This window comes from Chryseobacterium limigenitum (genome assembly GCF_900114875.1).
In the GTDB taxonomy this organism is placed as follows: Bacteria; Bacteroidota; Bacteroidia; order Flavobacteriales; family Weeksellaceae; genus Chryseobacterium; species Chryseobacterium limigenitum.
Window position 1 is genome coordinate 1 of the sequence record NZ_FPKW01000022.1, and the last position, 26,445, is coordinate 26,445.

Sequence of the window (26,445 nt, forward strand, 5' to 3'; positions counted from 1 at the left end):
TGATTTAGAAAAAGCGTACAATTTATCTGATGGCCTGAGGAAAATTTACAATCAAAACATTCAAAAATCCGTTGCACTGTTGAAATTGGCACATTGGTTTAAAGAGGTGGAAGAATCAGGATTTAAAGCTTTCTCAGTGCTCAGAAAAACCATAATGAATCATTACAATGAGATTCTCAATTATTTTGAAAGAAGAAGCACGAATGCTTCCGCCGAGTCTTTCAATGCTAAAATAAAAAACTTCAGAGTACAATTAAGAGGCGTGCGGGATAAAGCATTTTTCCTCTTCAGGTTGTCTAAACTTTTTGCCTAGTCCCCAAGTTTTGAGATTGATCCGCCACCATCCCTAAAATTCTAGCCCCGATTGAAGAGAAAATCCTTTTTTGAAAAAAAAGATTGTAACGGAAAGCGGGAAATAGCTTCAAATAAAAAGAGACTGCTCAAATATGAACAGCCTCTTTTTGTATGTATTGTTGTCTGAATTATTTCTTCTTGTAAGAAGCATCTTTAATTCTAGCTTTCTTACCTCTAAGATCTCTGAAGTAATAGATTCTAGATCTTCTAACTTTACCTTTTCTGTCAAGCTCAATTTTTTGAAGAGCCGGCATGTTGATAGGGAATACTCTTTCTACACCTACATCACCAGACATTTTTCTGATTGTGAAAGTTTTTGTAGAACCAGTACCTCTTAATTGAATAACTGTTCCTTTGAAGAACTGAGTTCTGGTTTTTTGACCTTCCTTAATTTCGTAATAAACAGTGATTGTATCACCAGCTTTGAATTCAGGAAATTCTTTTTTTGTAATGTACTTGTCTTGTACGTACTTTAATAAATCCATTTTTAATAAAATAAAATGTTAAGGCTAAGCAACTTACACGTTTTTCGTCAGAGGTTGAATAACAGGTTGCAAATGTACAAAATACTTTTTGAATATGCCAAATAATTTTTTGTTATTAAACTACATATTTTCAGAGTTTTTGGCTCCAAAAATTAACATATCCTTTACGCAGACGGCAGATTGAGTTTACATGGGAATTCTACTTTTGCCCGAAATAAAAACGACAGTAACCTTTTCCTCAAATCATTGACACACAATTTAAAACTTTATACACTACTTATTATGAAACACTACTTATTTTTTTTCTTTTTTGTCGTCCAGATGACATTTGGGCAGGCTTTGTATCCGTATTTACAAAATCCGACACCAAATTCTATGATTGTTAATTGGAAGACTTCTTCTAATAATGAAACAACCGTTATTTACGGAAATTCTCCGACAAGTTTGAATGTTACTGTTACAGGAACTACCAACATTTTTTCGGATACAGGATATAATAACAACTATTATTATCACACGGCAAAGATCACGAACTTACTGCCCAACACAAAATATTATTACAAAATAAAAACAGGAACCAGCGAATCTGCGGTTTACAACTTCAGAACATTGCCTTTGCCGGGGCAGCCTGTAACAGCGAATGGGAAGATCCGTTTCCTGATTATGGGAGACAACCAGATTAAAGCTGAGCCGAGATATGACACCTTAACTTTAAATGCCTATAAGAAGTTAAAACAAAAATTCGGAGCGACTTCAGATCCTTCTGATAACGTGGCTTTGACTTTTATGGTTGGAGATCAGGTAGATGTGGGGACATTGGATCATTACGAAAATGTGCATTTTAAGAAGAATATCAATTTGTCGCCTTATCTTCCAATTCAAACTACCGTTGGAAACCATGAAACATACGGAACGATGGGGATGAATTCTTATTACGCTCATTTCTATATTGATGAAATTAAATATAAAAACATCAGTTCAGGAAATGAGAATTATTATGCTCAACAAGCTGGAAATGTTTTATTTATCAGTTTAAGTTCTGAGCATACAGGTTCGGCTCAGCAAACTTGGCTTCAACAGATTTTAAATGAAGCAAATAACGATCCGACAGTAGATTGGATTATCTCGTTAAGCCACAGACCATATCAGGCTGAACAATATGTAGGAGATATCTCAACTTGGGTGAGGAATAATGCAGTTCCGCTTTTAACTACATCTAGCAAATATTTGATGCATGTTGGAGCGCACCATCATTTGTATCACAGAGGACAGTTGAAAGATTCACCGAATTATCAGCTGATTTCCGGGGGGGTGGCCTGGGATCAGTATTGGGGAATGTCTACCGAGCAGGATTTTGATGATGTTCAGAAAACATTGACGGATTGGACGTATCAGATCGTAGAAGTTGATGTTACCAACGGAAAAGTTGATGTTGAATGTTACTCAATCGGTGGCGTTTACAATAAAAAGAATAATGAATTAATTGATACATTCCACAGGTATAAAAATCAGCCAAAACCTGCAAAACCATCAATTACCAATACTTTTTCAGCACCGATGACGTTGCCTTTGACATTAAATGGAAGTGCTTTTTCGTCATCAAGCAACGAATTATTAAATACAACTCAGTTTTTAATAAGCAAAGCAGCCAATTTTTCTGTTATTGAAAAGGAATTTTACAGAGATTATGAAAACTGGTTTGGGAAAGACGGAAACGGAACGCCTGATAAAACTAAAAACTTAAATGCCGGAGTAGATATTACCAAAGCTACTATCGCAGCCAATTCAATTTCAAACGGAACTTATTATGTAAAAACCCGTTACAGAGACAGAAACCTAGAATGGAGCGACTGGAGTGATGTGAAACAGTTTGAAGTTACAGGAAGTGTGGTTTCTAATCCAACATTTGTTTTAGATAAAACTGAATACACGCAAAATTCACCGATCACAGCTACTTACACGGGAGGTCCCGGAAATCAGCAGGATTGGGTTGGCATTTATAAAAAAGGTCAAAGCCCTGCAGGAGTAACATCTCAAGGTTTTATCTATACAAACGGACAAACTGCCGGAACAGCTCTTTTCACGAATGGCTTGCCTAACAAGGGTCAATATTTCGCAGGATTTTTCGCCAATAACGGCTATACAGAAATTACACCTAGAAAAAATTTCTATGTAGGGCCAAAAGTAGTGTTACAGGCTTCTGCAGATACTTATCCTGTTGGCGGAACAGTAACTATTAATTTCAGTAATGGTCCAAATTTAGTAAAAGACTGGATCGGAATTTACAAAATGGGACAAACTCCCGGAACGAATACTTCGATCAAATGGGATTATGTAACGACAGCTTCAGGAGCGCTTAATTTCACAGGACTTCCGAAAGGATATTATTATGCTACTTACTTGCTTGAAGATGGATATACATCAATCGGTGAAAAGGTTTTCTTTAAAGTTGGAGACATTGTTACCGAACTTTGGACGAATAAACCTGTTTATACTTTAGGTGAAAGCATCACGGCTTCTTGGACGGATTCTCCGGGAATTATCAAGGATTGGTTGGGTATTTATCCTCAAAATATCCAGACGCCGGATGATAATTTTGTTTCTTATACGTATTTTGATGGGGTTACGCAGGGAACAAAAACAATTCAGGGGACTGCAATTCCTGCGACGCCTGGGAATTATTATATGGTCATGTTTACTAACGATTCTTATACAGAGGTTTCAAACAGAGTACAGTTTCAGGTTTCAGGCCCAACGTTAGGAACGGATGAAGTTCATAACAGCACAACTAAAAACGTAGTTTTATATCCAAACCCTACAAAACCGGGTGAACCGACATTCATTAAAAGTGATTATCCGATTGATAAAATTGAATTACTTTCTGCGAATGGAGATCTATTATATGAATCTAAAAACATCAACAATCAAAGATTTTCTTTGGTGAATGAAAACCTTCCAAAAGGAGTGTATTTCGTAAAAGTTCATACAAGAAAATTATTTACGTTGAAACTGATTATTCAGTAGGTGTTTTTAGCTGGAGTTTCCAGTCTTGAGCTTTTGCTTCTTTTATTATCAAGATAAAAGAACATGTAATTAACTTAAAAATTAAAAAAGCAGGAAATTATTTTCCTGCTTTTCTGTTATATATAAGGATCAGCTTTTTTTCGTTTAATAAATCTGTCAACACCAAAAGCTTTATAACCATAGAATGAAAATAATCCTAAGATCATAATGTATAAAACCTGCGGAAGATAGAAGAAATAGCTCAGCCAAGTAAAACTATCCATCGGACGATTTCCAACTTTAGCGTCTATAGGAATTAATTCTGTCGGGATAGAATGAATATCCTTTGTAAAAAGGGCAACAAGAATCACAACAATTAAAGCAAATGAACTTAATCTTGTCAGCAATCCTAAAAGCAGCAATAATCCCCAGAACATTTCGTTAAAAGCCACAAAATTGGCCATAAACTGAGGGTTTGAAAAGCCCAGACTTGTAATAGTCTTCAACATATATCCTTGAAAAACAGGATGAAATAGTTTGTTGAAACCTGTAATAAAAAAGAACAAACCGATGCTTATTCTGCAGATTACATAAAATACGTCTCCAACTTTAATTAGATTTTCTTTTTCCATTTTGTATTAATTATTAATTAAAAATTTTATGTTATAGAGGGACTTAACATAATGTATGATTGCCAAATGTATAAAAAGTTAGATGAAAATTCAAATAAATTCCTTGATACTGTAGTTATGAGAAAAATTATTAAATTTAGCCAACAGAAAAATCTAATGTTTCATGATAGATAAAAGAGTAAAAAATGCAAAGGAAGCCATCGACGGAATTAACGATGGAATGACTTTAATGTTGGGTGGTTTTGGACTTTGCGGAATTCCTGAAAACTCAATTAATGCTTTGGTAGAAAGCGATGTAAAAGATTTAACATGTATTTCAAATAATGCAGGAGTTGATGATTTCGGATTGGGATTATTGCTTCATAAAAGACAAATCAAGAAGATGATTTCTTCATATGTAGGAGAAAATGCAGAGTTTGAAAGACAAATGCTTTCGGGAGAATTAGACGTTGAACTGACTCCACAGGGAACTCTTGCCGAAAAATGCAGAGCTGCACAAGCTGGAATTCCTGCTTTTTACACGCCTGCAGGTTTCGGAACTGAAGTAGCGGAAGGTAAAGAAGTAAAAGATTTTAAAGGAAAACCTCATATTTTAGAACACGCTTACGAAGCAGATTTTTCTATCGTTAAAGCTTGGAAGGGAGATCACGCAGGAAACCTTATTTTCAAAGGATCTGCAAGAAATTTCAATCATCCGATGGCTGGAGCAGCAAAAATTACGATTGCAGAAGTGGAAGAATTGGTGGCACCGGGAGAATTAGATCCTAATCAGATTCACATTCCGGGAATTATGATTCAGAGAATTTTCCAGGGTGAAAAATTTGAAAAAAGAATTGAACAGAGAACGGTTAGAACGAAAGAATAGTCATCTTTAATCGGAAATATTTTAACCACAAAAGACACAAAAGATTTTAACACATGAGTTTATTTGAAGTTAAAATTTTCTTACAAAGAAGATCACATTAGTTTTTGAAAATCTTTGATTTTCTTCTTACGTGATCTTAATTATTTTCAAAGTTTTAAACTTTCTTAAGTGTCTAATGTATTAAAATCTTTTGTGTCTTTTGTGGTTAAACATAAACAAGGCGCTGAAATAATTCAGCGCCTTGTTTATGTTATGATTCTGGTGAAATAAGCATTTTTCTTTCCCCGATCTGTTGTCGCCACATGGCGTAATACAATCCTTTTTCGGCAATTAAATTATCATGAGATCCCATTTCTATGACTTGTCCGCGTTCCAACACATAAATTCGATCTGCATGCATAATTGTACTTAAACGGTGTGCAATAAGAACCGTAATTTGTTCCTTTTCTTTAGAAATATCTTTTATAGTAGAGGTTATTTCTTCTTCGGTAATGCTGTCCAACGCTGAGGTTGCTTCATCGAAAATCAATAAATGAGGCTTTCTTAAAAGCGCTCTGGCAATGGCGATTCTCTGTTTTTCACCGCCGCTTAATTTCAGTCCGCCTTCACCGATAACGGTTTCGATGCCTTTTTCTGCTCTTTCAAGCAACGCGGTACAGCTTGATTTCTGTAAAGCAATTTCCAGATCCGATTCTGTAGCGTCAGGATTTACAAAAAGTAGATTTTCTTTTATGGTTCCTGCAAAAAGTTGCGTGTCTTGGGTTACAAAACCGATTTGATTCCTCAGTTCATCAAAATCAAACTCTTTTCCGTTAATCGAATTGTAAAAAATATTTCCTTCCTGAGGTCTGTATAATCCAACAAGCAACTTCACTAACGTACTTTTCCCTGAACCGCTTGGCCCGACAAAAGCAATGGTTTCCCCGTTTTTAACATCAAAAGAGATGTTATTTAATGCTTTATATTGAGCGGATTGATGTTTGAAAGAAACGTGTTTAAATTCCAATTCTTCAATCGCACCAATTTGCTTTGGATGAAGTGGTTTTTCCTCTACGTCTTTTTTCATTAAATTATCAAAATTAAAAAGAGAAGCTTCTGCTTCACGGTAAGAAATGATGATATTCCCGATTTCCTGCATCGGACCAAAAATGAAGAATCCATAAAACATTAGGGACAAATATTGTCCGGGAGTTACAATGTTTTTAAAAATTAATAATAATAAGGTCATGGTAATCATCTGTTGAAGAAAATTCACCATCGTTCCCTGAATAAAACTTAAAGAACGGATACTTTTCACCTTTCTAAGCTCAAGTCCAAGAATTTTGTACGTATTATTATTCAGACGGATCACTTCCTGATTGGTTAGCCCTAAACTTTTTACAATCTCAATATTTCTTAAACTTTCCGTGGTACTTCCGGCTAAAGCTGTAGTTTCCGAAACAATATTTTTCTGAATACTTTTTATCCTTTTACTTAATAAATTGGTGATAAATGCGATCAGAAAAATCCCACAAATATAAACAGGCATAATCGACCAGTGCAGACGAATTGCGTACACGGAAACGAAAATAATACTCACCAAAATCCCGAAGAAAATATTAATAAAACTCGTAATAAACTTTACGGTGTCTTCTCTTACTTTAGTTAAAATGGACAGTGTTTCACCGCTTCTTTGGTCTTCAAATTGCTGATAAGGCAACGCCATTGAATGTTTTAAACCGTCCGTAAAGATTTTTGCACCAAACTTTTGAGTAATCACGCTTACTGCATAATCCTGAAAAGCTTTAGCTATTCGGCTGACCATTGCTGTTCCGATCAATAATGTTAAAAAGTAGAATACACCATGATAAATTCCTTCTCCATATAGATATTGATCCATATTTCTGGGTAGAAGTTTTTCTTTATCAAAAAAATTGGGATGTGTAACCAGTTTATCAAGAATATTACCTGTAATGGCTGGAGCAAATAAAGAGAAAACCTGATTGATGGTGGCCAAAAATAAAGAAAGGGCGATCAACCATTTATAAGGCTTTAAGTATTTTAAAAGTATTTTCATTTGTATAAATAATGTTGCAAAATTAAAGATATTATTTTGACTTATGATGTTAATAATTTTGAATAATAAGAGCTTTTGTATTCAAGTGAAAATATTTAAATTGCAGTCTAAGTTTTTAATATGCTCACAAAAGAACAAATTGCTAAAAGAATTTCAAAAGAACTCAAAGACCGTTATTACGTAAACCTTGGAATAGGGATCCCAACTTTGGTCGCTAACTACGTTCCAGACGGTATTTCCGTAGAATTCCAGAGTGAAAACGGAGTGCTGGGAATGGGGCCTTTCCCTTTTGAAGGCGAGGAAGATGCGGATGTCATCAACGCCGGAAAACAAACGATCACTATTCTAGAAGGTGGTTCATTCTTCGACTCTGCATTCAGTTTCGGGATGATCAGAGGTCAGAAGGTAGATCTTACTATTCTTGGAGCAATGGAAGTTTCAGAAAACGGAGACATCGCCAACTGGAAAATCCCTGGAAAAATGGTAAAAGGGATGGGTGGTGCCATGGATTTGGTAGCTTCTGCAGAAAATATTATCGTTGCGATGATGCACGTAAACAAAGCTGGAGAAAGCAAAATCTTAAAAAAATGTACCCTTCCTTTAACCGGAGTTAATTGTGTGAAAAGGGTAGTGACAGAATTAGCTGTTCTGGATGTTACTCCTGAAGGTTTCAAATTGGTGGAAAGAGCACCGGGAATCTCAGTGGAACATATTGTAAAATCTACAGAAGCAGATCTGATCATTGAGGGTGAGATTCCTGAAATGCAATTCTAAATAAAGCAAAAACCTTGTCACTGACAAGGTTTTTTTAGCTATATACTGTAATTAAGACAAATAAATTATTCTGATATTTTTACCATTATTTTCTCATGGCTATGCTTAAAATCTTTTATTGGAATTACCCATAATTTAAAATCCAAATCCGAACTATAAAGTTTACAGCTTTCATCTATAAATGATGATGGTGAATTTTTAAAATCGGTAATATATTTTGTAGCCTCTTCTTCTATTGTAGGAATTATTAAACAGTGATAAAGGGTTTGCATAAAATTACTGGAATTGGCAATGAATTTTTTCTTACTTCTTAAAGCTTCACTGAATGTCATAATGATTAGTTTGTGCAAAAATAAAGAATAAAATAAAAAGATACCTCATATAATTACCAATTTTCATGATTGATTTACTGATTGTTAACTTGTAAATTAGAATGTCTTTTATTCAATAAAAAATAAATAGTTTAGCACTAAATAATAAAAGTAATTTATCATTTTTAATAAATGCTTGAAAAATATTCAATATTATGTGATTTATTTTTAAGTTAAAATTTGTTAAACACCTTTCAAATGAATTCATTTTATAATAATCAAATGATGTTTCGTGGTATTTTGCAAGATGTAAACTTTAAAAAAAATAAAAAAACTCTGCCGGTATGAGCAGAGTTTATAGGTGTAAGATTTTATTAAATATAGAGAACTAGATTTATTTTCCGTCCTGCGCTCCAAAAACCTTCTGTAAAATAGAGGTTGTTCTCATGGCTGGAGTATCTCTGATTCCGCTTTCTTTTTGGGCTACCATTTTAAAAACTCCGTTAATAGTTTCTGTCGTAACGTATTCATTAATATCCGTGGTTACAGCTTGTCCGGTGAAAGTGTTGTATTTTGTAATGATACTTTTCCAAACCGAATCAGCACCCACTTTTCCTAACGAAGCCTTCACTTTCGGCTGAAAAGCAGTAAATAACTGATTTTGAGTTTTGCCTTGCAAATAAGTCGTTGCAGCATTATTAGATCCTAATAAAATATTTTTTGCATCTGTGATCGTCATCGATGTAATTGCATTGGCGAAAATAGGAGTAGCTTCTGTCACTGCATCTTCTGCAGCTCTGTTCAATAATTTCACACCTTGATCTGCTAAGCTTCCCAAACCAATGGCACGAAGTGTTGTATCAATTTTTCTGAGTTTTTCAGGCATTAAAATTTTTACGGCTTCATTTTTAAAAAATCCGTCTGTAACACCTAATTTTTTCACCCCTTCAGTTACTCCAAGATTTAAGGCTTCCTTTAATCCTGATGAAATTTGAGTAGAAGTTAGGCTGCCTAAATTGATAGGAGATGTAGAAGTTGATTTTGTAGGAGTTGTCGTGGTAGTTGAGGTTGACGTGTTTGTTTTTACAGGATTATTAAGGTCAATACCTGTTTTATCTTTTACTGTAGATTTTAGAATATCTAAAATTTGTGCCTGTGCAGAAACTGAAAATAGCAGTACGCCGGCTAATAAAATTGTTTTTCTCATTGTATATTTTTCTGCAAAATTAGATGTTTTATTTTTTAATAGGTTAAAAAGGTTGTTGAAGTTTTCAGAAAATAATTATATTAGCTAAAACCTTAATCAAATCCAATGATACGAGCTTTTTTACTACTTTTTATATTAGTTTCGACTACAATTTTTTCTCAAAAAAAACTGAATTTAATTCCATATCCTCAAAAAGTTCAGATAAATGAGGGAAATTTTACTATTCCGGACATCATTATGTTAAGTAGTGATTTGCCAAAAGAAGAAACAGAATATTTTAAAAAAAAGGAAGGCTCAAATCTGAAATTTCAAAATTCAGGGAAATCAGACGCCCATTTGGTATATTCCCAGTTGCCAAAATCGACTAATTCTCAACAAAATGATGAGTTTTACTCTCTGGAAATCAATTCAAAACAGATTGTAATTAAATCTTATACAAAACAGGGATATTTTTTAGCACTTCAAACTTTGAATCAATTATTTGAAGAGTTTAAAAATGATAAACAAATTCCAGCGTTAAAAATCGAAGATCAACCCAAATTTGCGTGGCGCGGAATGCATTTGGATGTTTGCCGTCATTTCTTCACGGTTGAGGAAGTGAAGCAGTACATTGATTACTTGGCAATGTATAAATTGAATATATTTCATTGGCACTTAACAGACGATCAGGGATGGAGAATTGAAATTAAAAAATATCCGAAATTAACGCAAATTGGTTCAAAACGTAAAGAATCAATGATCGGAGCATATGTTGATAATACCTTTGACGGAAAACCTTACGGACCTTATTTTTATACGCAGGATCAAGTAAAAGATGTTGTAAAATATGCTCAGGATCGTCATATTACGATAGTTCCGGAAATTGAAATGCCAGGTCATGCGTTGGCAGCGTTAGCTGCGTATCCTGAATTAGCTTGTACAAAAGGACCTTTCGAACCTGCGACAAAATGGGGCGTTTTTGATGATGTTTTTTGTCCGAAAGATGAGACTTTTAAATTTTTAGAAAACGTTTTAGATGAAGTTATTGCACTTTTTCCGTCAAAATATATTCACATCGGAGGTGATGAATGCCCGAAAACGAGATGGAAGGAATGCGCTCATTGTCAGGAATTAATCAAGAAAAATAATTTGAAGGATGAACATGGTTTGCAAAGTTATTTTATTCAGCGAATTGAAAAATATGTCAACAAAAAGGGACGAAAAATAATCGGTTGGGACGAAATTTTGGAAGGAGGATTGGCGCCAAATGCAGCCGTAATGAGCTGGACAGGCGTAAACGGTGGAATTGAAGCCGCAAAATCGAAACATTTTGCCGTAATGACTCCCGGATCTTTTTGTTATTTTGATCATTATCAGGGAGATCCGCAGTCTGAACCAAACGCTTTTGGTGGATTTACACCTTTGGATAAAGTTTATTCTTACAACCCGATTCCGACAGAATTAAATGCTGAGCAGACAAAATATATTTTAGGCGTTCAGGCCAATTTATGGACAGAATATATCGAAGATTTTAAACAGATTCAATACATGATTTTTCCAAGATTGATGGCACTTTCGGAAGTTGGTTGGGGAACGTCTGATCCTGAAAATTATAAAGAATTTGAAGGCCGTGTGATCAGCCAGTTCAAAGTTCTGGATAAAATGAATGTGAATTATGCTAAAAGTATTTACAACGTTTCCGGAAAAGTAATTTCAAATAATAGCGGTATGTTTTACGAGCTTTCAACCTCACAAAATCCAGGCGGAATTAGATATACTTTAGATGGAACAGACCCGAATGCAAATTCGCAGGCTTATCAAAAACCGATTCCTGTTTCAAAATCAATGACTATTAAATCTGCTTATTTTGAAAACGGACAATTGAAAAGCGCAATTTCTTCTCAACAATTTACAATCTCAAAAACTACAGGAAAAACTATTACGTTAGAACAACAACCAAGCGAAAATTATTCTTTCGGTGGAGCTTTTACTTTAATTGATGGAATTATTGGAAATCAAAGGCTGTTAGGGAAAACATGGCTAGGTTTTCTGGGAAAAGATGTTGTGGCAACGATCGATTTAGGAAATAAAACTCAATTTTCTGAAGTATATTTTAATACCTTAGAAAATAAAGGAAGCTGGATTCATATGGCAAAATCTGCACAGATTTTCGTTTCTGATGATAATAAAAATTTCAAAATGATTAAAGAAATAGGAAAAGACGAGATCCAAAATGCAAAAGGAAAGATTAAATTAAATGTAGGAAATCAAAACTCAAAATACATCAGAATAAAAATAGAAAATGCAGGAATTATTCCGGCAGGAAATCCTGGAGCAGATTCAAAAGCCTGGCTTTTTGTCGATGAAATTGGAGCAAATTAAAAATTCGAATTACCTACGCCCCAAATCCTGAAACCCAAACCCTGAAAATAACAATGAACTCACGCAGAAAATTTCTAAAAAATACAGCATTAGCATCTTCAGCTTTATTGTTGAATCCGTTGGATTTAATGGCTAAAAATGTACCTGAAGCAAATAATAAAATTGTAAATAAACCAATCGTACTTTCAACCTGGAACTTTGGATTAAAAGCCAATGAAGAAGCTTGGACAATACTAGGTAAAGGAGGACGAGCTTTGGACGCAGTGGAAAAAGGTGTTCGTTTGGTAGAAAATGATCCTACTGAAAGAAGTGTAGGTTACGGCGGTCGCCCTGACAGAGATGGAAGAGTAACATTGGATGCCTGTATTATGGATGAAAATTACAATATAGGTTCGGTTGCCTGTATTGAAAATATTAAAAATCCGATTTCTGTAGCAAGAGCGGTGATGGAAAAAACGCCACACGTCATGTTAGTTGGCGACGGAGCTTTACAATTTGCAGTTTCCCAAGGTTTTAAGAAAGAAAATATTTTAACTTCAGAGTCTGAAAAAGAGTGGAAAGAATGGTTAAAAGACAGTAAATATCAACCTATCGTAAACATTGAAAATCATGACACGATCGGAATGATCGCTTTAGATGCTCAGGGAAATCTTTCCGGAGCTTGTACAACCAGCGGAATGGCTTTCAAAATGCACGGCAGAGTAGGAGATTCACCAATTATTGGAGCAGGTTTATTTGTTGATAATGAGATAGGTGCAGCAACGGCTACGGGTCATGGTGAGGAAGTAATCAGAATGGTTGGAACTCATTTGGTGGTGGAGTTAATGCGACAAGGAAAAAATCCTCAACAGGCTTGTAAGGAAGCAGTTGAAAGAATTGTGCAAATTACGAAGAAGAGAAATAAAAACTTAAAAGATATTCAGGTTGGTTTTATTGCCATTAATAAAAAAGGGGAATATGGTGCATATTGCATTCAGGACGGATTTAATTTTGCTGTTTACGACCAAAAAGGAAACCGTTTGGAAAAACCTGAATTTGCTTTGAAATAGATTAAGAAATTAGAAATTAGAAATTAGAAATTAGAAATTAGAAATTAATTTTGCTAAACCCTAAACCCTAAACCCTAAACCCTAAACCCTAAACCTCAAATGTCAAAAATAGAAATAGCTTGCTTCAATCCCGAATCTGCAATCATTGCTTTCGAAAACGGAGCCGACAGAATAGAATTATGCGACGGATTAAGTGAAGGCGGAACAACGCCAGACTTCGAAACCGCAAAAGAACTTAGAGATAAAATAAACATCCCGATTTTTGTGATGATTCGTCCGCGTGGCGGAGATTTTATCTATTCTGATGCTGAATTTGAACAAATGAAGGAAGAATTAATTCAATTAAAATCTTTAAATGTTGATGGTTTTGTTTTCGGAATTTTAGATGAAAATGATGAGGTGAATATTAAACAAAATAAAGAAATGGTTGAACTGGCAAAACCTTATCAATGTACTTTTCACCGTGCTTTCGACAGAGCAACAAATTTAGAAAACTCTTTAGAAAAAGTAATTGAATGCGGTTTTAAAACAATTCTTACTTCAGGTCAAAAACCAAATGTTTCTGAAGGGAAAGAAAACCTTAAAAAATTAGTTGAATTATCCAACGGAAGAATCGAAATCCTTGTCGGTGGCGGTCTTCGCTCAACAAATATTGAAGAGGTCAGAGGATTTACAAAAGCTAAGTATTTTCATTCTTCTGCGATTACTGATGGTGGTGCTTTCGCGAATGCTGATGAGGTTGCAGCTTTGAAAAATAGATAATACTTAATAATTTTAACGCAAAGATTTTTATTGTTAGTGTAAATATTTTAAGGAAGCAAAGTATTGCGACAAAGTTGCTGATTAAGCGATATGGATAAAACGTTCGCTTCATCAAATCAATTTTAATTGATTAAACTCTTGGCTCACTTAAAAATATGGAATATAATAGAATAAAACTTTGCGTTGAAAATATATAAAAACACACAAATGAAAGAAAATGAATTATCCTACAAAATAATAGGATCAGCAATCGAAGTGCATAAGAATCTCGGAGTAGGTTTATTAGAAAGCACATACGAATTAGCCCTAGCCTTTGAATTGAAAAAGTTAGGATTCGATATAAAACAACAAATTAATCTGCCTTTACAATATAAAGAAGTGAATATTGAAAATGCTTACAAGATTGATTTGCTTGTGGAAAATAAAGTTATAATTGAAGTAAAGGCTGTATTAGAAATGCATTCAGTTTTTAAAGCTCAATTGCTAACCTATTTGAAATTGACAAATTTAAAACTTGGACTTCTGATTAATTTTAATACACCACTTATTAAAGATGGGATTCATAGAATTGTAAATAACTTATAATGAACAAAATTCTACTTTTTGCTTTCCTTTTCATTCAAAATATACTATTTGGGCAGTTTTCAGAACGAAATTTATCTTCTGAAAAGTGGCAATTCAAAAATGCAAAAGAAAATTCTTGGATGACTGCCACAGTCCCGGGAACAGTTCATTTGGATTTGATGAATAATAAAATCATTCCCGATCCTTATAAAGATGAAAATGAAAAGAAAGTTCAATGGATAGAAAATGAAGATTGGGATTATCAAACAACTTTCAAAGTTTCAAAAAAAGAACTACAGAGTCAAAATATAGAGTTGGTATTTAATGGATTAGATACTTTTTCAGAGATTTACCTGAACGGAAAATTATTGAAAAAAACGGATAATATGTTCCGGAAATGGGAAATTCCTGTTAAAGAATATTTGAACGCTGGAGATAATTTATTACAAATCAAATTCAAATCTGCTGTAAATGTTGGAAAAAAATTAGCAAAAAAAGTTCCTTTTATAATGCCGGAATCCCCGAGAAGCTTTGTGAGAAAAGCACAATATCAATTTGGGTGGGATTGGGGACCAAGATTAGTTACAGCCGGAATCTGGAAAGATGTTAAGCTGAATTTTTGGGACAATGCCAAACTTGGAAACATAAAAATCGAGCAAAAAAGTGTAACAAAACAAAAAGCAGAATTAAATATTGAGACAGAAATTTTTGCCAAGAAAAAAGGGAAATATGCTGTTTTAATTAACAATCAATCAAATAATTTTCAATTTAAAAAAGGAAAAAATACAATTCAGATTCCTTATACCATTAATAATCCGAAACTTTGGCAACCTAACGGCTGGGGCGATCCGAATTTATATGATATAAAGATTTCTCTACAAAAAGATTCAAAAATTATTGATGATAAAACTGAGAGAATTGGATTAAGAACTATTGAATTAATTCAGGAAAAAGATGCAAAAGGAAAATCTTTTTATTTTAAAGTCAATGGAAATCCGATGTATGCAAAAGGTGCAAACTGGATTCCGGCAGACAGTTTTTCACCAAGAATTACCAAAGAAAAATATCAAAAATTAATTAAAGATTCTAAAGAATCGAACATGAATATGATTCGTATCTGGGGTGGCGGAATTTACGAAGACGACGAATTTTACAAAGCCTGCGACGAAAACGGAATTTTGGTTTGGCAGGATTTTATGTTTGCAGGAAGTTTTTATCCGTCTGATGAAGCATTTTTAAATAATGTAAAAGAAGAAGTAAAAGATCAGGTTAACCGACTTCAAAATCATGCGTCGATTGCTTTGTGGTGTGGGAATAATGAAATAGATGAAGCTATCGTCAATTGGGGATATCAGAAACAATTTAAATATTCAAAAGAAGATTCTCTACAGGTTTGGAAAGATTATAAAAAAGTTTTCCATGAATTAATTCCCAATACGTTAAGAGAAAACTTAACGGCTGATAAAAATATCTATTGGCCAAGTTCACCATCGATTGGTTGGGGGCACAAAGAGAGCCTGACCGAAGGAGATTCCCATTATTGGGGCGTTTGGTGGGGCGAGCAGCCGTTTGAAATTTACAACGAAAAAGTTCCTAGATTTGCTTCAGAATATGGTTTTCAGGGAATGCCAACATTGGAAACTACAAAATCCATGTTTTCTGGAGTTCCTAATTTAAGCATAGAAAACGGAACAATTAAGGCTCACGAAAAACACGCCAGAGGGTGGGAAATTATTAACTCGTATATGAAACGAGACTATAATGTTCCGACAGATTTTGTGAAATATAACTATGTTTCTCAATTGCTGCAAGCCCGTGGAATGCAGATTGCCATTGAAGCTCACCGCCGTGCAAAACCTTACAATATGGGAACTTTATATTGGCAGTTAAATGATTGTTGGCCGGTTGTTTCATGGTCTTCGATTGATTATTTAGGTAATTGGAAAGCGTTACATTATCAAATTAAAAGGAGCTTTGAAAATCAGGTAATTTTGACGGAAGAAAAAGATGGAGATTTAAATTTTTCTTTAGTTAATGACGGATTGTATACATATAAAGATGTTCGTTTAGGAATTCAGGTGATCAAATTTAATGGTGAAATTATTAGGCATCAAGAGATAAACTTTTTTAGTAAAGATTTTGAAAGTATTTTAAAATCTGATCCCGTAAAAGTGCAGGATCTTCTTCAGAATTTGAATAAAAATGAAGTCTATTTAAAATTAGAATTATGGACTGGCAATAATATTCGTTTGTCGGAAAACCACTATTTTTTCAGAAAACCGAAAGATTTAAAATTAACAAAGCCAAATATCAAAATCAAAAAAATCTCCTCGCTTCAAATAGAGATTTCCACTGATGTTTATGCAAAAGATGTTTATTTAATGGGTGATAATCATTTCAGCGATAACTTTTTTGATTTGTTTCCTAATGATTCAAGAATAATCACTTTTTCCAAACCTATGGATAATTTTGAGGTGATAAGTCTTTGGGATACAATGAATAATTAATATGAATTGAAAATTTTATTCAATCAAAACAACAAAAAATACCAGTTTTCATCCTCAACTAAAAAATCAACAGTAAATTTGCATTATATTTCTCACGTATGGTAAATTTTGTTCTGATCGCAGTCTGCATTTTGGCGGGAATGATTTTCAAAGCAACAAAATCTATCCATCCTGATGCTCACAAAGGCATCAATACCTGGATTTTATATCTTGCGCTTCCTGCGGTTTCGTTTAAATATTTACCAAAAATTCATTGGACAGCAGAAATGCTTTTTCCGATTACAGCCACTTTTTTAACGGCAGTTTTTTGCTTCTTTTTCATGATGTTTTATAGTAAAAGCAAAGGGTATTCAAGGCGGTCCAGAAGTACATTGGAGCTGGTGAGCGGTTACAGCAATACTTCATTCATCGGATTTCCTTTGATCTCTGCTTTTTATGGAGAAAGTCTTTTGAGTATTGCGGTCATTTGTGACCAAACCATGTTTTTTTCCCTTTCAACATTAGGAATTATTGCTGCAGTAAGGGGGGGAAGCAGATCAGGACAAGTAAGTGCTAAATTTATTTTAAAAAGATTGATTACCTTTCCTCCGCTTGTTGGTTGTATTGCGGCTCTCATTTTGTCTCAGTTTATAGATTTTACTTTAGCAGAACCGTTTTTTGATAAATTGGCTGCTACTGTAAGTCCGCTGGCGTTATTTTCTGTCGGATTGCAGCTAAAATTCAATGGTTGGAAAAAATTAATTCCGCAAATGTCGGTTTCGATGTTATACAAATTGATTTTGGCTCCTGCAATCATGTTAGGATTAGCTTTATTAGTAGGAATAAAAGGAAATATTGCAAAAATCACCATTTTTGAAGCCGCAATGCCGGCAGTTGTTACGGCAAGTATTATTGCAGAGCAATTCAGGTTAAATACCAAACTGACGAATTTAACGATAGGATTTAGCATAATTGTAGGATTTTTTACAACAGCAATTTGGTATCAAATTATTGAATTCTTCTTCTGAAAAACTGATTCTTATTATTTTTTTTGAAGCTATTTGACTACGTCGAATTGCAGTTTTATTTTTTTTTGAAGCAATTTCCCGCTTTCCACTGTATCTTTTTTGTTACGGCCTCCGCTTCGCTCCGGCCGCAACAAAAAAGGATGTCGTTTCAATCGGGGCTAGGGTGTTTGTCGTCTTTTCAATTATTCCCGTCATTGCGAGGAGCGAAGCGATGAAGCAATCTCTTAATAATCTTAACAACTTAAATAAATCTTAATGTTTCAATTTTATAGCCATTAAGATTAAAAAAAAATTAAACATTGTTTCTTAGTCGAGATTGCTTCGTCGCTTCGCTCCTCGCAATGACTCCAACAAAAAATTGCAGTTCTCTAAAGAAACATTTAATTTTACACTTTAAATATTTTCCCTTGCGATACGCCCAGATTGTTTTACCGTTAAATTTAAAAGGTTCTTTCACCTATAAAGTTCCTGAAGAGCTGATGTCTGAAATTCAGACCGGAATGCGTGTGCTGGTTCCTTTTGGCGGGAAGAAAATTTATACTGGACTTGTATTTGAGCTTCATGACAACGAACCGGAAAATTTTGTTGCCAAAGAAGTAATAAGTCTTTTGGATGATGCTCCAATTTTACCGAAAGAGCAGATTAACTTCTGGAATTGGCTTGCCGACTATTATTTATGCGGTCTTGGCGAGATTTATCGTTTCGCATTTCCTTCTTCTTTGAAATTGGAAAGTGAAACCTATTTAAAATTAAGACCAAACGTAACGGTTGATTTTGAAAACCTGGATGTGAATGAAATGTATCTCATTCAGGCCTTAGAAGTAAGACAGCTCATCAATCTTACGGATATTGAGGCTTTCATTCAAAAAAAAGATATAATTAAAACCATCAATTCTCTGATTGATCTTCAATACATTGAAATTGATGAAAAAATAACGGAAAAATACAAAGCAAAGGAAGTTGCTTATGTAAGGATTAATCAATCGGTTTTAAATAATCAAAATCTTACGGAAATCCTTTCAAAGCTGAACAAAGCTCCAAAGCAAAAAGATCTTTTTCTTATTATTTTAGATAAGCAGACTGAAGATCCATCAGGTTTTATAAAGAAATCCGACTTGTTTGCAGATGGCAATTTTGGAAGTTCGCATTTCAAATCTTTAGCAGATAAAAATCTGATTGAAGAATATTACATGCAGAAAGATCGAATCGAAGGCTATGAAGGCGAAATTGAAGAGATTGAAGAACTTTCTGAACTGCAAAAAATTGCAAAAGCTGAGGTTGATGAAGCATTTGAAGCGAAAGAAAATGTTTTGCTTCACGGCGTTACTTCTTCCGGAAAGACCCACATTTATTTAGATAAAATTGAAGAGTGCATCAATGAAGGAAAAAATGTATTGTTCTTACTTCCTGAAATCTCTTTAACCAAGCAAATCACTCAAAGATTAGAAAAAAAATATGGGCGACAAATAGGTTTTTATCATCAGAAACTGACTGATTTTGAGCGTGTAGAAGTTTGGAGAAGAATCAAACAAAACGATATCCGAATTCTTATCGGAACGCGAAATTCATTGTTTTTACCATACCAAAATTTAGGATTAATTATTGTTGATGAAGAACACGATTCTGCTTATAAACAGTTTACTCCTTATTTTAATGGTAAAGATTCGGCGCTGGTTTTGGCGAATTTTTATGATGCAAGAGTGATTTTAGGATCTGCAACACCGTCTGTTGAAAGTTATTATCGGGCAAGAAAAGGGAAAATGAAGTATATTTTCCTGACAGAACGATTCGGAAATGTCAACTTACCTGAATTTGAGTTAATTAATTTTAAGGAAGCTCAGGATTCTAAAAAAGTAACAGGAAATTTTTCCTTACAATTAATTGAAGAACTCCAGAGAACATTAGACGATAAAAATCAGGCTATCATTCTTCACAATCGCCGTGGTTATGCCAATGTTATTGAATGTGAAAGCTGTGGTTACGTTAATTACTGCTCCAACTGCGATGTTGTAATGACGTACCACAAGGCAGCGAATGAGATGAAATGTCATTATTGTGGCCAAAGAGCATCGAAACCGAAAGCCTGCCCAAAATGTCACTCTGAAAAACTGAATGAAAAAGGAGTTGGTGTAGAACAGATTCACGAAGAAATCTCTAAAATTTTCCCTGAAAATGAAGTAGACCGAATGGATGTAGATTCTATGCGCAAGAAATTTGCGTACGAAAAATTATACGAAAAGATTGAAGACCGGGAAACTGACATTGTGGTTGGTACTCAGATGATTTCCAAAGGGTTAGATTTTGATCATATAGAATTGGTAGGAATTCCAAAGGCGGATTCCTTATTATATGTTCAGGATTTCAGAGCGGAGGAAAGAGCATATCAGTTGATTACTCAGGTTTCAGGAAGAGCGGGAAGAGTTTCCGGAAAAGGTAAGATTTTAATTCAGACTTATAATCCGGATCATTCTGTTTTTCAGTTGATTAAAATGAATAATACGGCTAAGATCTATAAATATTTCCTCACAGAACGTCAGAAATTCCATTATCCACCTTTCACAAAGCTGATTATGATTGAGATGAAACACAGGAGAGAAGATAAAGTAGACCGTGCTTCACAGTTTTTAGGCTCTATTTTAAGAAAATATCTTCCGGAAGACTGTGTTTTAGGTCCAGAAAGAGCGCAGATCGCAAGATTGAATAATCTCTATCAATTCCAAATTATGCTGAAGCTTCCGAGAGGGAAAAACTATGAAAAATTCAAGGCGATGGTTTTGCTAAGTTTGAAAGAATTTGACGAAATCACTGCTTACCAAAGCATTAAAAAAGACGTTTTAGTGGACTTTTAACAATTTTTAACATAATTTACGGTCTTTTATCACCAAAAAAAGCCCAACCTATGACAATAATTTCTACTTTTGGACGTTGATTAAATGTTTGAGTCTTATATTGAATGATTTTTAACAAATCGTTTTTATAGGAATCAGATAAGAAACAAAAACAAAATAGATGGTAAATTTCAGAAAATATGTTTCAAGTGCTGCAGTATTGGCTTCTGGTTTATTCCTCGCTCAATCTACTGTTTCTACCGTTCTTTATTCTCAGGCTTACGACAATCAAAAGAGTAGTTTAAACTTGCCTTCTCCCATTACTTCGGTTGTGGAGAAAACGGTTTTGTCGGCCAAAGAACTTGTAGATATTAATGTAAACACAATGATGGCAGATCCTGTGCTGAAAAATGCAACTTGGGGATTTGTAGTGTATGACCCGAAAACGAAGAAGATAATTTCTTCGTACAACGAAAATACTCCTCTGGTTCCGGCGTCTACAACGAAATTATTAACCACCGAAACAGCTTTGAACCTGTTGGGTGAAAATTATCGTTGGATGACTCAGTTGGAATATTCAGGAAATATTGACGAAAATGGAGTTTTAAATGGAAATCTGTATGTTGTAGGCAGTGGTGACCCGTCTTTGGGGACAAATAAAGCCGGAGCTTATTCTTACAGGGATATTATTTCAGACTTCATCAGTGGGATGTCTCGTGAGGGAATCAAAAAGGTAAATGGTGATATTATTATTCAGACAGCGCTTTTCAAAGGTAACATTTCGAGACTTCCGGAAAATGTTGTTTGGTTAGAGAACAATAATTACTACTTGCCGGTTGGTACAACTCGTGAAATAAATCCTGCCAACGAAAAACTGATCGTTAAAAAAGGAAACAGCTTCTCAGGAGAGAAGAAATATTTTTATGTTTCTCCTTACAACAGCCAAATGGTTTTTGCCGATAAATACGAAGGCGACGGAATTTTAACGACAAAATTACCCGATGCACCAGCTTATTTGGCAAATACTTTGAGAGCTACAATGGTAAAAAGTGGAATAGGCATTACTGGAAAAGTAACTCCAAAAATGACTGATGCCAATCCTGAAAGCCGAAAATTGGTTTCAGCGTACAAATCTCCGACGTTAGGTGATATTATTTATTATACAAATCAGCACAGTGATAATTCTTTAGCTGAGGCTTTATTGAAAACTGTAGGTTTCCAGAGTAAGGGTGATCAGACTTCTGAATCTGGCAGAGTAGTAGTAACCAATCACTTGAAAGCAGAAGGATTTGATATGATGGGATTAAATTACATCGATGGTAGCGGACTTTCAAGAAGCAATAATGTAACGCCGATTTCTCAGGTTAAATATTTAACATCTTTAATGGATGAAAAATATTATAAGACTTATTTAACTTCATTACCGATCGGAGGACAGTCAGGAACGTTGAAAAGAATGTTCGTAGGAACAGGAAACGGACAGATCTTTGCGAAGACAGGAACGTTAAATAAAGTAAAAGCTTTAGCTGGATATATGAAAACAAACTCAGGTAAGACTTTAGTATTTTCGTTATTAGTTAATAATTATTCAGGATCTGTAGATATGGTGAAGAAAAGAATGGAAAAAATTCTTGAGCCGGCATTAGATCTTTAAAAATATTCCTATTTTAAATAATATAAGAACCTTTTAATCAATGATTAGAAGGTTTTTTTTATCTTTGATATTGTAATAAACTGAATATGAAAAAATTTTATCTGTTAGTTTTGTATGCTTTAGCCTTCCAGCAATTCTATAGCCAGAATCAGAATATAGAAATGAAAGGTTTAATTGCAAAGGAAGCTAAATCTTTTGCGAGTAAAATGACTGCTTACAATATAAATCCTAATACTTTAAATTACGATCTGCAGTATCAGAGAATGGATGTTACTTTAAATCCAACTGTGTATAATATTTCGGGTTCGGTAACTTCCCATTTTAAGCCGACTCAAAGTATGAGCAGTATCTATTTTGATTTGGCTAATACTTTAACGGTTTCTCAGGTTCAGTATCACGGAACAAATCTTGTTTTTCAACAACTTCCCACAAAGGAACTGAAAATTGATTTTCAATCTACTCTTCCTGCTAATGTTCTGGATTCTTTAACGATACAATATGCAGGGCCTCCTGCAACGAATAATAACGCTTTTGCAACGGGTTCTCAAAACGGAACGCCAATTCTTTCAACATTAAATGAACCTTACGGCGCACAAGACTGGTTCCCGACCAAGCAAAGTATGAATGATAAAATTGACAGGTTTGATTTTAAAATTACAACACCTTCTCAATATAGCGTGGCTGCCAATGGAAAATTAATGTCAGAAACAGCGCTTTCAGGTGGTCAAAAATTGACATTCTGGAGAACAATGTACCCAACATCGGCTTATTTGGTTGCTCTTTCGATCACTAATTTTGTTAAATTGAACGATACAATGGGAAATCCGCCTTTTCCTTTTGTAAATTATTTGTATCCTACTTCCGCCAGCAATCCGTCTATTATGGCTGATATTGATTGGACGAAGCAAATCATGAATACTTTTGAAACTTATTTTGGATTATATCCTTTCAGAAATGAAAAATACGGCCATATGGAGTTTCAGTATGGAGGTACCTGTATGGAGCATCAGACGATGTCTTCTATGAGTGGCTGGAGTAAAATAGTCATTGCGCACGAGCTTGCTCATCAATGGTTCGGAGATAAAGTAACCTGCGGTGCATGGAATGATATTTGGCTGAACGAAGGTTTTGCAACATTTGGTGAGCATTTGGCTAATGAAAAATTATTAATGACGAATACTCAGTTTATGAATTATTTGTCTGGTCAGAAAGATTATATTACCAGTGCAACAGGTGGAAGTACGTATGTTCCGGATTCGAAATTAGGAAATATAGGAGATATTTTCAGTGGAAGATTGTCATACGCAAAAGGTGGATATGTTGTAAGAATGATCAAATGGATTTTAGGGGATACCGTTTTTTATCAGGCCTTGAAAGATTATCACGCAAGACCGAATTTAGCGTATAATTATGCGAAAACACCAGATTTGAGTGCCTCTTTATTACAATCTACAGGAAAAGATTTTACAGAATTTTTTAACGATTGGATTTACGGAGAAGGATATCCTACGTATGACATCAAATGGAGACAGGTTGGAAATCAGGTGACATTGAGAGCGTCGCAAACACAAAGTAGCCCTACAGTAAGCTTTTTTGAAATGCCTTTGCCTATAAAAGTAACAGGAACAGGAGGTGAAACAGCTTATTTTGCTTTAAATAATACAACAAACAATCAATATTTTACACAATCTGTTACTTTTCCGATAGCAAGTGTTCAGTTCAATTATGAATATCAGATATTGGAGAGGAATTCTACGGTAACACAAGATAATACGTTGTCTACAGCAGATCTTAACATTGATAAATTCTCATTATATCCAAATCCTGCGAAGAACGAATTGTATTTAAAAGGAATTGACAAGCCAACAGATTTCACAATCCATTTTGTAGATGGAAAATTAGTGAGAAAAGATACTTATCAGCCTAATAAAGCTATTAATATTTCAGAATTGGTTCCCGGAACTTATATATTTACGATAAAAGAAAAGAATATTAAATTTATTAAGCATTAAAATAAAATTTATTTTCCGAATCTATAAATAACAAAGCTGTTTCATAATAATGAAATGGCTTTTTTTCTTAAATTAGCGCATCTAAAAAATTACTAAAAATGATCTCTGAAAAATATCTTCAAAATTTACAGGATGAGCTTAAGAATATTGAGAATGACGGACTTTACAAAAGAGAAAGAATCATTACTTCTCAACAAAGTGCGGAAATTGAAGCCAACGGAAAAAAGCTGTTGAACTTCTGTGCCAACAATTATTTGGGATTATCAAACAATCCGGAAGTGATGAAAGCGTCTCAGGACATGATAGGATCTCATGGTTACGGGATGTCTTCTGTACGTTTCATCTGTGGGACTCAGGATATTCACAAGCAATTGGAAGAAAAAATTGCTGAATTCTTAGGCCTTGAAGATACTATTTTATATGCTGCATGTTTCGATGCAAACGGAGGTGTTTTCGAACCTTTATTCACAGAAGAAGATGCTATTATTTCAGATGAATTGAACCACGCTTCAATCATTGACGGTGTTCGTCTTTGTAAAGCGGCAAGATACCGTTACAAAAATAATAATATGGCTGATCTGGAAGCGCAGTTAATTGCTGCTTCTGAAAAGAATCACCGTTTCAAAATTATTGTAACAGACGGCGTTTTTTCAATGGACGGAATTGTTGCAGACTTGAAAGGAGTTTGCGACTTGGCGGATAAATATGATGCTTTAGTGATGGTTGACGACTCTCACGCAACAGGTTTCATCGGAAAAACAGGTCGTGGAACTCATGAAGCCAACGAAGTAATGGGTAGAGTAGATATTATAACTTCTACGCTAGGAAAGGCTTTGGGTGGTGCTTTGGGCGGATTTACTTCCGGTAAAAAAGAGATTATTGATATGTTGAGACAACGTTCAAGGCCATATTTATTTTCAAACTCATTGGCTCCGGGAATCGTAGGTGCTGCTTTGAAAGTATTGGAAATGATCTCAGACGACACCTCTCTTCGTGATCAGGTAATGGAAAATGCAGAATATTTCAGAGCAGAAATGAAAGCTAAAGGTTTTGATATTCCTGATGGTGATGCTGCAATCGTTCCTGTAATGTTGTATGATGCTCCATTAGCTCAAAAAATGGCCGAAAAATTAATGGATGAAGGAATTTACGTAATCGGATTCTTCTATCCGGTTGTACCAAAAGGAAAAGCAAGAATCAGAGTTCAGCTTTCTGCAGCGCATACAAGAGCGCATTTGGATAAGGCAATCGTTGCTTTTGAGAAAGTAGGAAAAGAACTAGGAGTTATTTCTTAATGATTATTAGCAATTTTATATTGTTGAAAAATCTTTATGAACTTAAAAATAAGCGAACTTATTTGCAAAAAACTTTGCGACCTTTGCGTTAAACAATATGAGCATTAAAAGCAGACAATCAAAAATTTCTTAATTATTAAAATTTAAAAAGCAGGTTATGAAAAAAATATTGCTGGTTATTGGTTTTGTTTGTTTTCAGAGCTTCTTTGCACAAAATATTATGGATCTTGATCTTAAAAATGTTGAACTGCAAGGCATGAAACCTGCTAAAATAAATAAGGAAATGAAAGACATCGGGATCACTCAGATCCCTTTTGTGACGGATAATCCCGATGTTATTTCTAAAATTGAGGAAAAGGAAGTTGGTTCTTCGATCAAGAAATTATATGCCTTTATTTATAATAATGGAGAAAGAGGTGATGGTGGAGTTATTATAAATGAATTTAAAACTAAAGACGATCTTGATGCTTACCTTGCTCAAACTTTCGAGCAATCGAATTACAGAGTTCTAGTGAAAGATCTATTTTTCATTCGCATCTGGAGTGATTACAGTTTGCATGTAGAGGGAAAAGAAACGAGCGAAGATCACTTAAATAAATTGGAAAAGTATTACACGAAATTAGGGGCAAAAAGAATACAATTAAAGCCTAATGAATCTATCATTACTGAGGTTGCTGATTCTGTAGCTGAATAATATATATGAAAATAAGGGTTTTGAT

Annotated in this window: 20 protein-coding genes; 15 read left to right on the forward strand and 5 right to left on the reverse strand. The window is 34.4% G+C overall.

Annotated features, from left to right (window positions below; all coding sequences use genetic code 11):
• On the forward strand, window positions 1-313 hold a 313-nt coding region (locus tag BT156_RS18695; RefSeq protein WP_072412457.1), incomplete at its 5' end, for a transposase.
• Between the two features lie 169 nt (window positions 314-482).
• Here the strand turns inward: BT156_RS18695 and rplS are convergent.
• On the reverse strand, window positions 483-839 hold the full coding sequence (gene rplS, locus BT156_RS18700; RefSeq protein WP_047398112.1) for a 50S ribosomal protein L19: 357 nt from the start codon (window positions 837-839) through the stop codon (window positions 483-485).
• 282 nt (window positions 840-1,121) lie between these two features.
• Here rplS and BT156_RS18705 point away from each other — a divergent pair, with 282 nt between their 5' ends.
• Window positions 1,122-3,863: a fibronectin type III domain-containing protein gene (locus BT156_RS18705; protein WP_072412458.1), complete on the forward strand. Its 2,742-nt coding sequence runs from the start codon at window positions 1,122-1,124 to the stop codon at window positions 3,861-3,863.
• 116 nt (window positions 3,864-3,979) lie between these two features.
• Here BT156_RS18705 and BT156_RS18710 read toward each other — a convergent pair whose 3' ends face one another.
• Window positions 3,980-4,474 carry a DoxX family protein gene (locus tag BT156_RS18710; protein WP_072412459.1) on the reverse strand — a complete coding sequence of 165 codons (495 nt, stop codon included), beginning with the start codon at window positions 4,472-4,474 and terminating at the stop codon, window positions 3,980-3,982.
• 163 nt (window positions 4,475-4,637) lie between these two features.
• Here BT156_RS18710 and BT156_RS18715 point away from each other — a divergent pair, with 163 nt between their 5' ends.
• Window positions 4,638-5,339 (forward strand): CoA transferase subunit A, encoded by a 702-nt coding sequence (locus BT156_RS18715; protein ID WP_072412460.1) that lies wholly within the window; start codon window positions 4,638-4,640, stop codon window positions 5,337-5,339.
• Between the two features lie 250 nt (window positions 5,340-5,589).
• Here BT156_RS18715 and BT156_RS18720 read toward each other — a convergent pair whose 3' ends face one another.
• Entirely contained in the window at window positions 5,590-7,395 is a 1,806-nt protein-coding gene (locus BT156_RS18720; protein ID WP_072412461.1) for an ABC transporter ATP-binding protein, read from the reverse strand.
• Window positions 7,396-7,515: 120 nt separating this feature from the next.
• Between BT156_RS18720 and BT156_RS18725 the strand changes: the two genes are divergently transcribed.
• Window positions 7,516-8,169, forward strand: a complete 654-nt coding sequence (locus tag BT156_RS18725; RefSeq protein ID WP_072412462.1) for a CoA transferase subunit B — start codon at window positions 7,516-7,518, stop codon at window positions 8,167-8,169.
• A 65-nt stretch (window positions 8,170-8,234) separates the two neighbouring features.
• Here the strand turns inward: BT156_RS18725 and BT156_RS18730 are convergent, their stop codons facing one another.
• On the reverse strand, window positions 8,235-8,501 hold the full coding sequence (locus tag BT156_RS18730; RefSeq protein WP_072412463.1) for a hypothetical protein: 267 nt from the start codon (window positions 8,499-8,501) through the stop codon (window positions 8,235-8,237).
• A gap of 373 nt (window positions 8,502-8,874) precedes the next feature.
• Entirely contained in the window at window positions 8,875-9,687 is an 813-nt protein-coding gene (locus tag BT156_RS18735) for a DUF4197 domain-containing protein (RefSeq protein ID WP_072412464.1), read from the reverse strand.
• Between the two features lie 105 nt (window positions 9,688-9,792).
• Between BT156_RS18735 and BT156_RS18740 the strand changes: the two genes are divergently transcribed.
• The 11 genes from BT156_RS18740 to BT156_RS18790 all read left to right on the forward strand — a co-directional run bounded on the left by BT156_RS18740 (window position 9,793) and on the right by BT156_RS18790 (window position 26,420).
• The gene (locus tag BT156_RS18740; protein ID WP_072412465.1) at window positions 9,793-12,048 is read left to right on the forward strand and encodes a glycoside hydrolase family 20 protein; all 2,256 of its coding nucleotides are present in this window, start codon (window positions 9,793-9,795) and stop codon (window positions 12,046-12,048) included.
• Window positions 12,049-12,101: 53 nt separating this feature from the next.
• A complete protein-coding gene (locus BT156_RS18745) occupies window positions 12,102-13,097 on the forward strand; it encodes an isoaspartyl peptidase/L-asparaginase family protein (RefSeq protein WP_072412466.1) in 996 nt (331 codons plus the stop codon).
• Between the two features lie 99 nt (window positions 13,098-13,196).
• Window positions 13,197-13,859: a copper homeostasis protein CutC gene (locus tag BT156_RS18750; RefSeq protein WP_072412467.1), complete on the forward strand. Its 663-nt coding sequence runs from the start codon at window positions 13,197-13,199 to the stop codon at window positions 13,857-13,859.
• A gap of 207 nt (window positions 13,860-14,066) precedes the next feature.
• Window positions 14,067-14,444 carry a GxxExxY protein gene (locus tag BT156_RS18755; RefSeq protein ID WP_072412468.1) on the forward strand — a complete coding sequence of 126 codons (378 nt, stop codon included), beginning with the start codon at window positions 14,067-14,069 and terminating at the stop codon, window positions 14,442-14,444.
• Window positions 14,444-16,930: a beta-mannosidase gene (locus BT156_RS18760; protein WP_072412469.1), complete on the forward strand. Its 2,487-nt coding sequence runs from the start codon at window positions 14,444-14,446 to the stop codon at window positions 16,928-16,930. The genes BT156_RS18755 and BT156_RS18760 overlap by 1 nt, the downstream gene beginning before the upstream one ends.
• A 98-nt stretch (window positions 16,931-17,028) precedes the next feature.
• A complete protein-coding gene (locus tag BT156_RS18765) occupies window positions 17,029-17,937 on the forward strand; it encodes an AEC family transporter (RefSeq protein WP_072412470.1) in 909 nt (302 codons plus the stop codon).
• A gap of 407 nt (window positions 17,938-18,344) precedes the next feature.
• Window positions 18,345-20,786 carry a replication restart helicase PriA gene (gene priA / locus BT156_RS18770; protein ID WP_072412513.1) on the forward strand — a complete coding sequence of 814 codons (2,442 nt, stop codon included), beginning with the start codon at window positions 18,345-18,347 and terminating at the stop codon, window positions 20,784-20,786.
• A 160-nt stretch (window positions 20,787-20,946) separates the two neighbouring features.
• Window positions 20,947-22,419, forward strand: coding sequence for a D-alanyl-D-alanine carboxypeptidase/D-alanyl-D-alanine endopeptidase (dacB, locus tag BT156_RS18775; protein ID WP_072412471.1), 1,473 nt, complete (start codon window positions 20,947-20,949; stop codon window positions 22,417-22,419).
• A gap of 86 nt (window positions 22,420-22,505) precedes the next feature.
• Window positions 22,506-24,431: a M1 family metallopeptidase gene (locus tag BT156_RS18780; RefSeq protein WP_072412472.1), complete on the forward strand. Its 1,926-nt coding sequence runs from the start codon at window positions 22,506-22,508 to the stop codon at window positions 24,429-24,431.
• A gap of 98 nt (window positions 24,432-24,529) precedes the next feature.
• Window positions 24,530-25,726, forward strand: a complete 1,197-nt coding sequence (gene kbl / locus BT156_RS18785) for a glycine C-acetyltransferase (RefSeq protein ID WP_072412473.1) — start codon at window positions 24,530-24,532, stop codon at window positions 25,724-25,726.
• Between the two features lie 157 nt (window positions 25,727-25,883).
• Entirely contained in the window at window positions 25,884-26,420 is a 537-nt protein-coding gene (locus BT156_RS18790) for a hypothetical protein (protein ID WP_072412474.1), read from the forward strand.
• The last annotated feature ends 25 nt before the right edge of the window (window positions 26,421-26,445 follow it).

Excerpts from the sequence above, each read along its gene's own strand:
- rplS (WP_047398112.1), bottom strand. The coding sequence starts at position 839 with ATGGATTTATTAAAGTACGTACAAGACAAGTACATTACAAAAAAAGAA.
- BT156_RS18710 (WP_072412459.1), bottom strand. The coding sequence starts at position 4,474 with ATGGAAAAAGAAAATCTAATTAAAGTTGGAGACGTATTTTATGTAATC.
- BT156_RS18705 (WP_072412458.1), top strand. The coding sequence starts at position 1,122 with ATGAAACACTACTTATTTTTTTTCTTTTTTGTCGTCCAGATGACATTT.
- BT156_RS18735 (WP_072412464.1), bottom strand. The coding sequence starts at position 9,687 with ATGAGAAAAACAATTTTATTAGCCGGCGTACTGCTATTTTCAGTTTCT.
- BT156_RS18745 (WP_072412466.1), top strand. The coding sequence starts at position 12,102 with ATGAACTCACGCAGAAAATTTCTAAAAAATACAGCATTAGCATCTTCA.
- BT156_RS18760 (WP_072412469.1), top strand. The coding sequence starts at position 14,444 with ATGAACAAAATTCTACTTTTTGCTTTCCTTTTCATTCAAAATATACTA.
- BT156_RS18730 (WP_072412463.1), bottom strand. The coding sequence starts at position 8,501 with ATGACATTCAGTGAAGCTTTAAGAAGTAAGAAAAAATTCATTGCCAAT.
- BT156_RS18725 (WP_072412462.1), top strand. The coding sequence starts at position 7,516 with ATGCTCACAAAAGAACAAATTGCTAAAAGAATTTCAAAAGAACTCAAA.
- BT156_RS18755 (WP_072412468.1), top strand. The coding sequence starts at position 14,067 with ATGAAAGAAAATGAATTATCCTACAAAATAATAGGATCAGCAATCGAA.
- BT156_RS18720 (WP_072412461.1), bottom strand. The coding sequence starts at position 7,395 with ATGAAAATACTTTTAAAATACTTAAAGCCTTATAAATGGTTGATCGCC.
- dacB (WP_072412471.1), top strand. The coding sequence starts at position 20,947 with ATGGTAAATTTCAGAAAATATGTTTCAAGTGCTGCAGTATTGGCTTCT.
- BT156_RS18740 (WP_072412465.1), top strand. The coding sequence starts at position 9,793 with ATGATACGAGCTTTTTTACTACTTTTTATATTAGTTTCGACTACAATT.
- BT156_RS18780 (WP_072412472.1), top strand. The coding sequence starts at position 22,506 with ATGAAAAAATTTTATCTGTTAGTTTTGTATGCTTTAGCCTTCCAGCAA.
- BT156_RS18750 (WP_072412467.1), top strand. The coding sequence starts at position 13,197 with ATGTCAAAAATAGAAATAGCTTGCTTCAATCCCGAATCTGCAATCATT.
- BT156_RS18790 (WP_072412474.1), top strand. The coding sequence starts at position 25,884 with ATGAAAAAAATATTGCTGGTTATTGGTTTTGTTTGTTTTCAGAGCTTC.
- kbl (WP_072412473.1), top strand. The coding sequence starts at position 24,530 with ATGATCTCTGAAAAATATCTTCAAAATTTACAGGATGAGCTTAAGAAT.
- BT156_RS18765 (WP_072412470.1), top strand. The coding sequence starts at position 17,029 with ATGGTAAATTTTGTTCTGATCGCAGTCTGCATTTTGGCGGGAATGATT.
- BT156_RS18715 (WP_072412460.1), top strand. The coding sequence starts at position 4,638 with ATGATAGATAAAAGAGTAAAAAATGCAAAGGAAGCCATCGACGGAATT.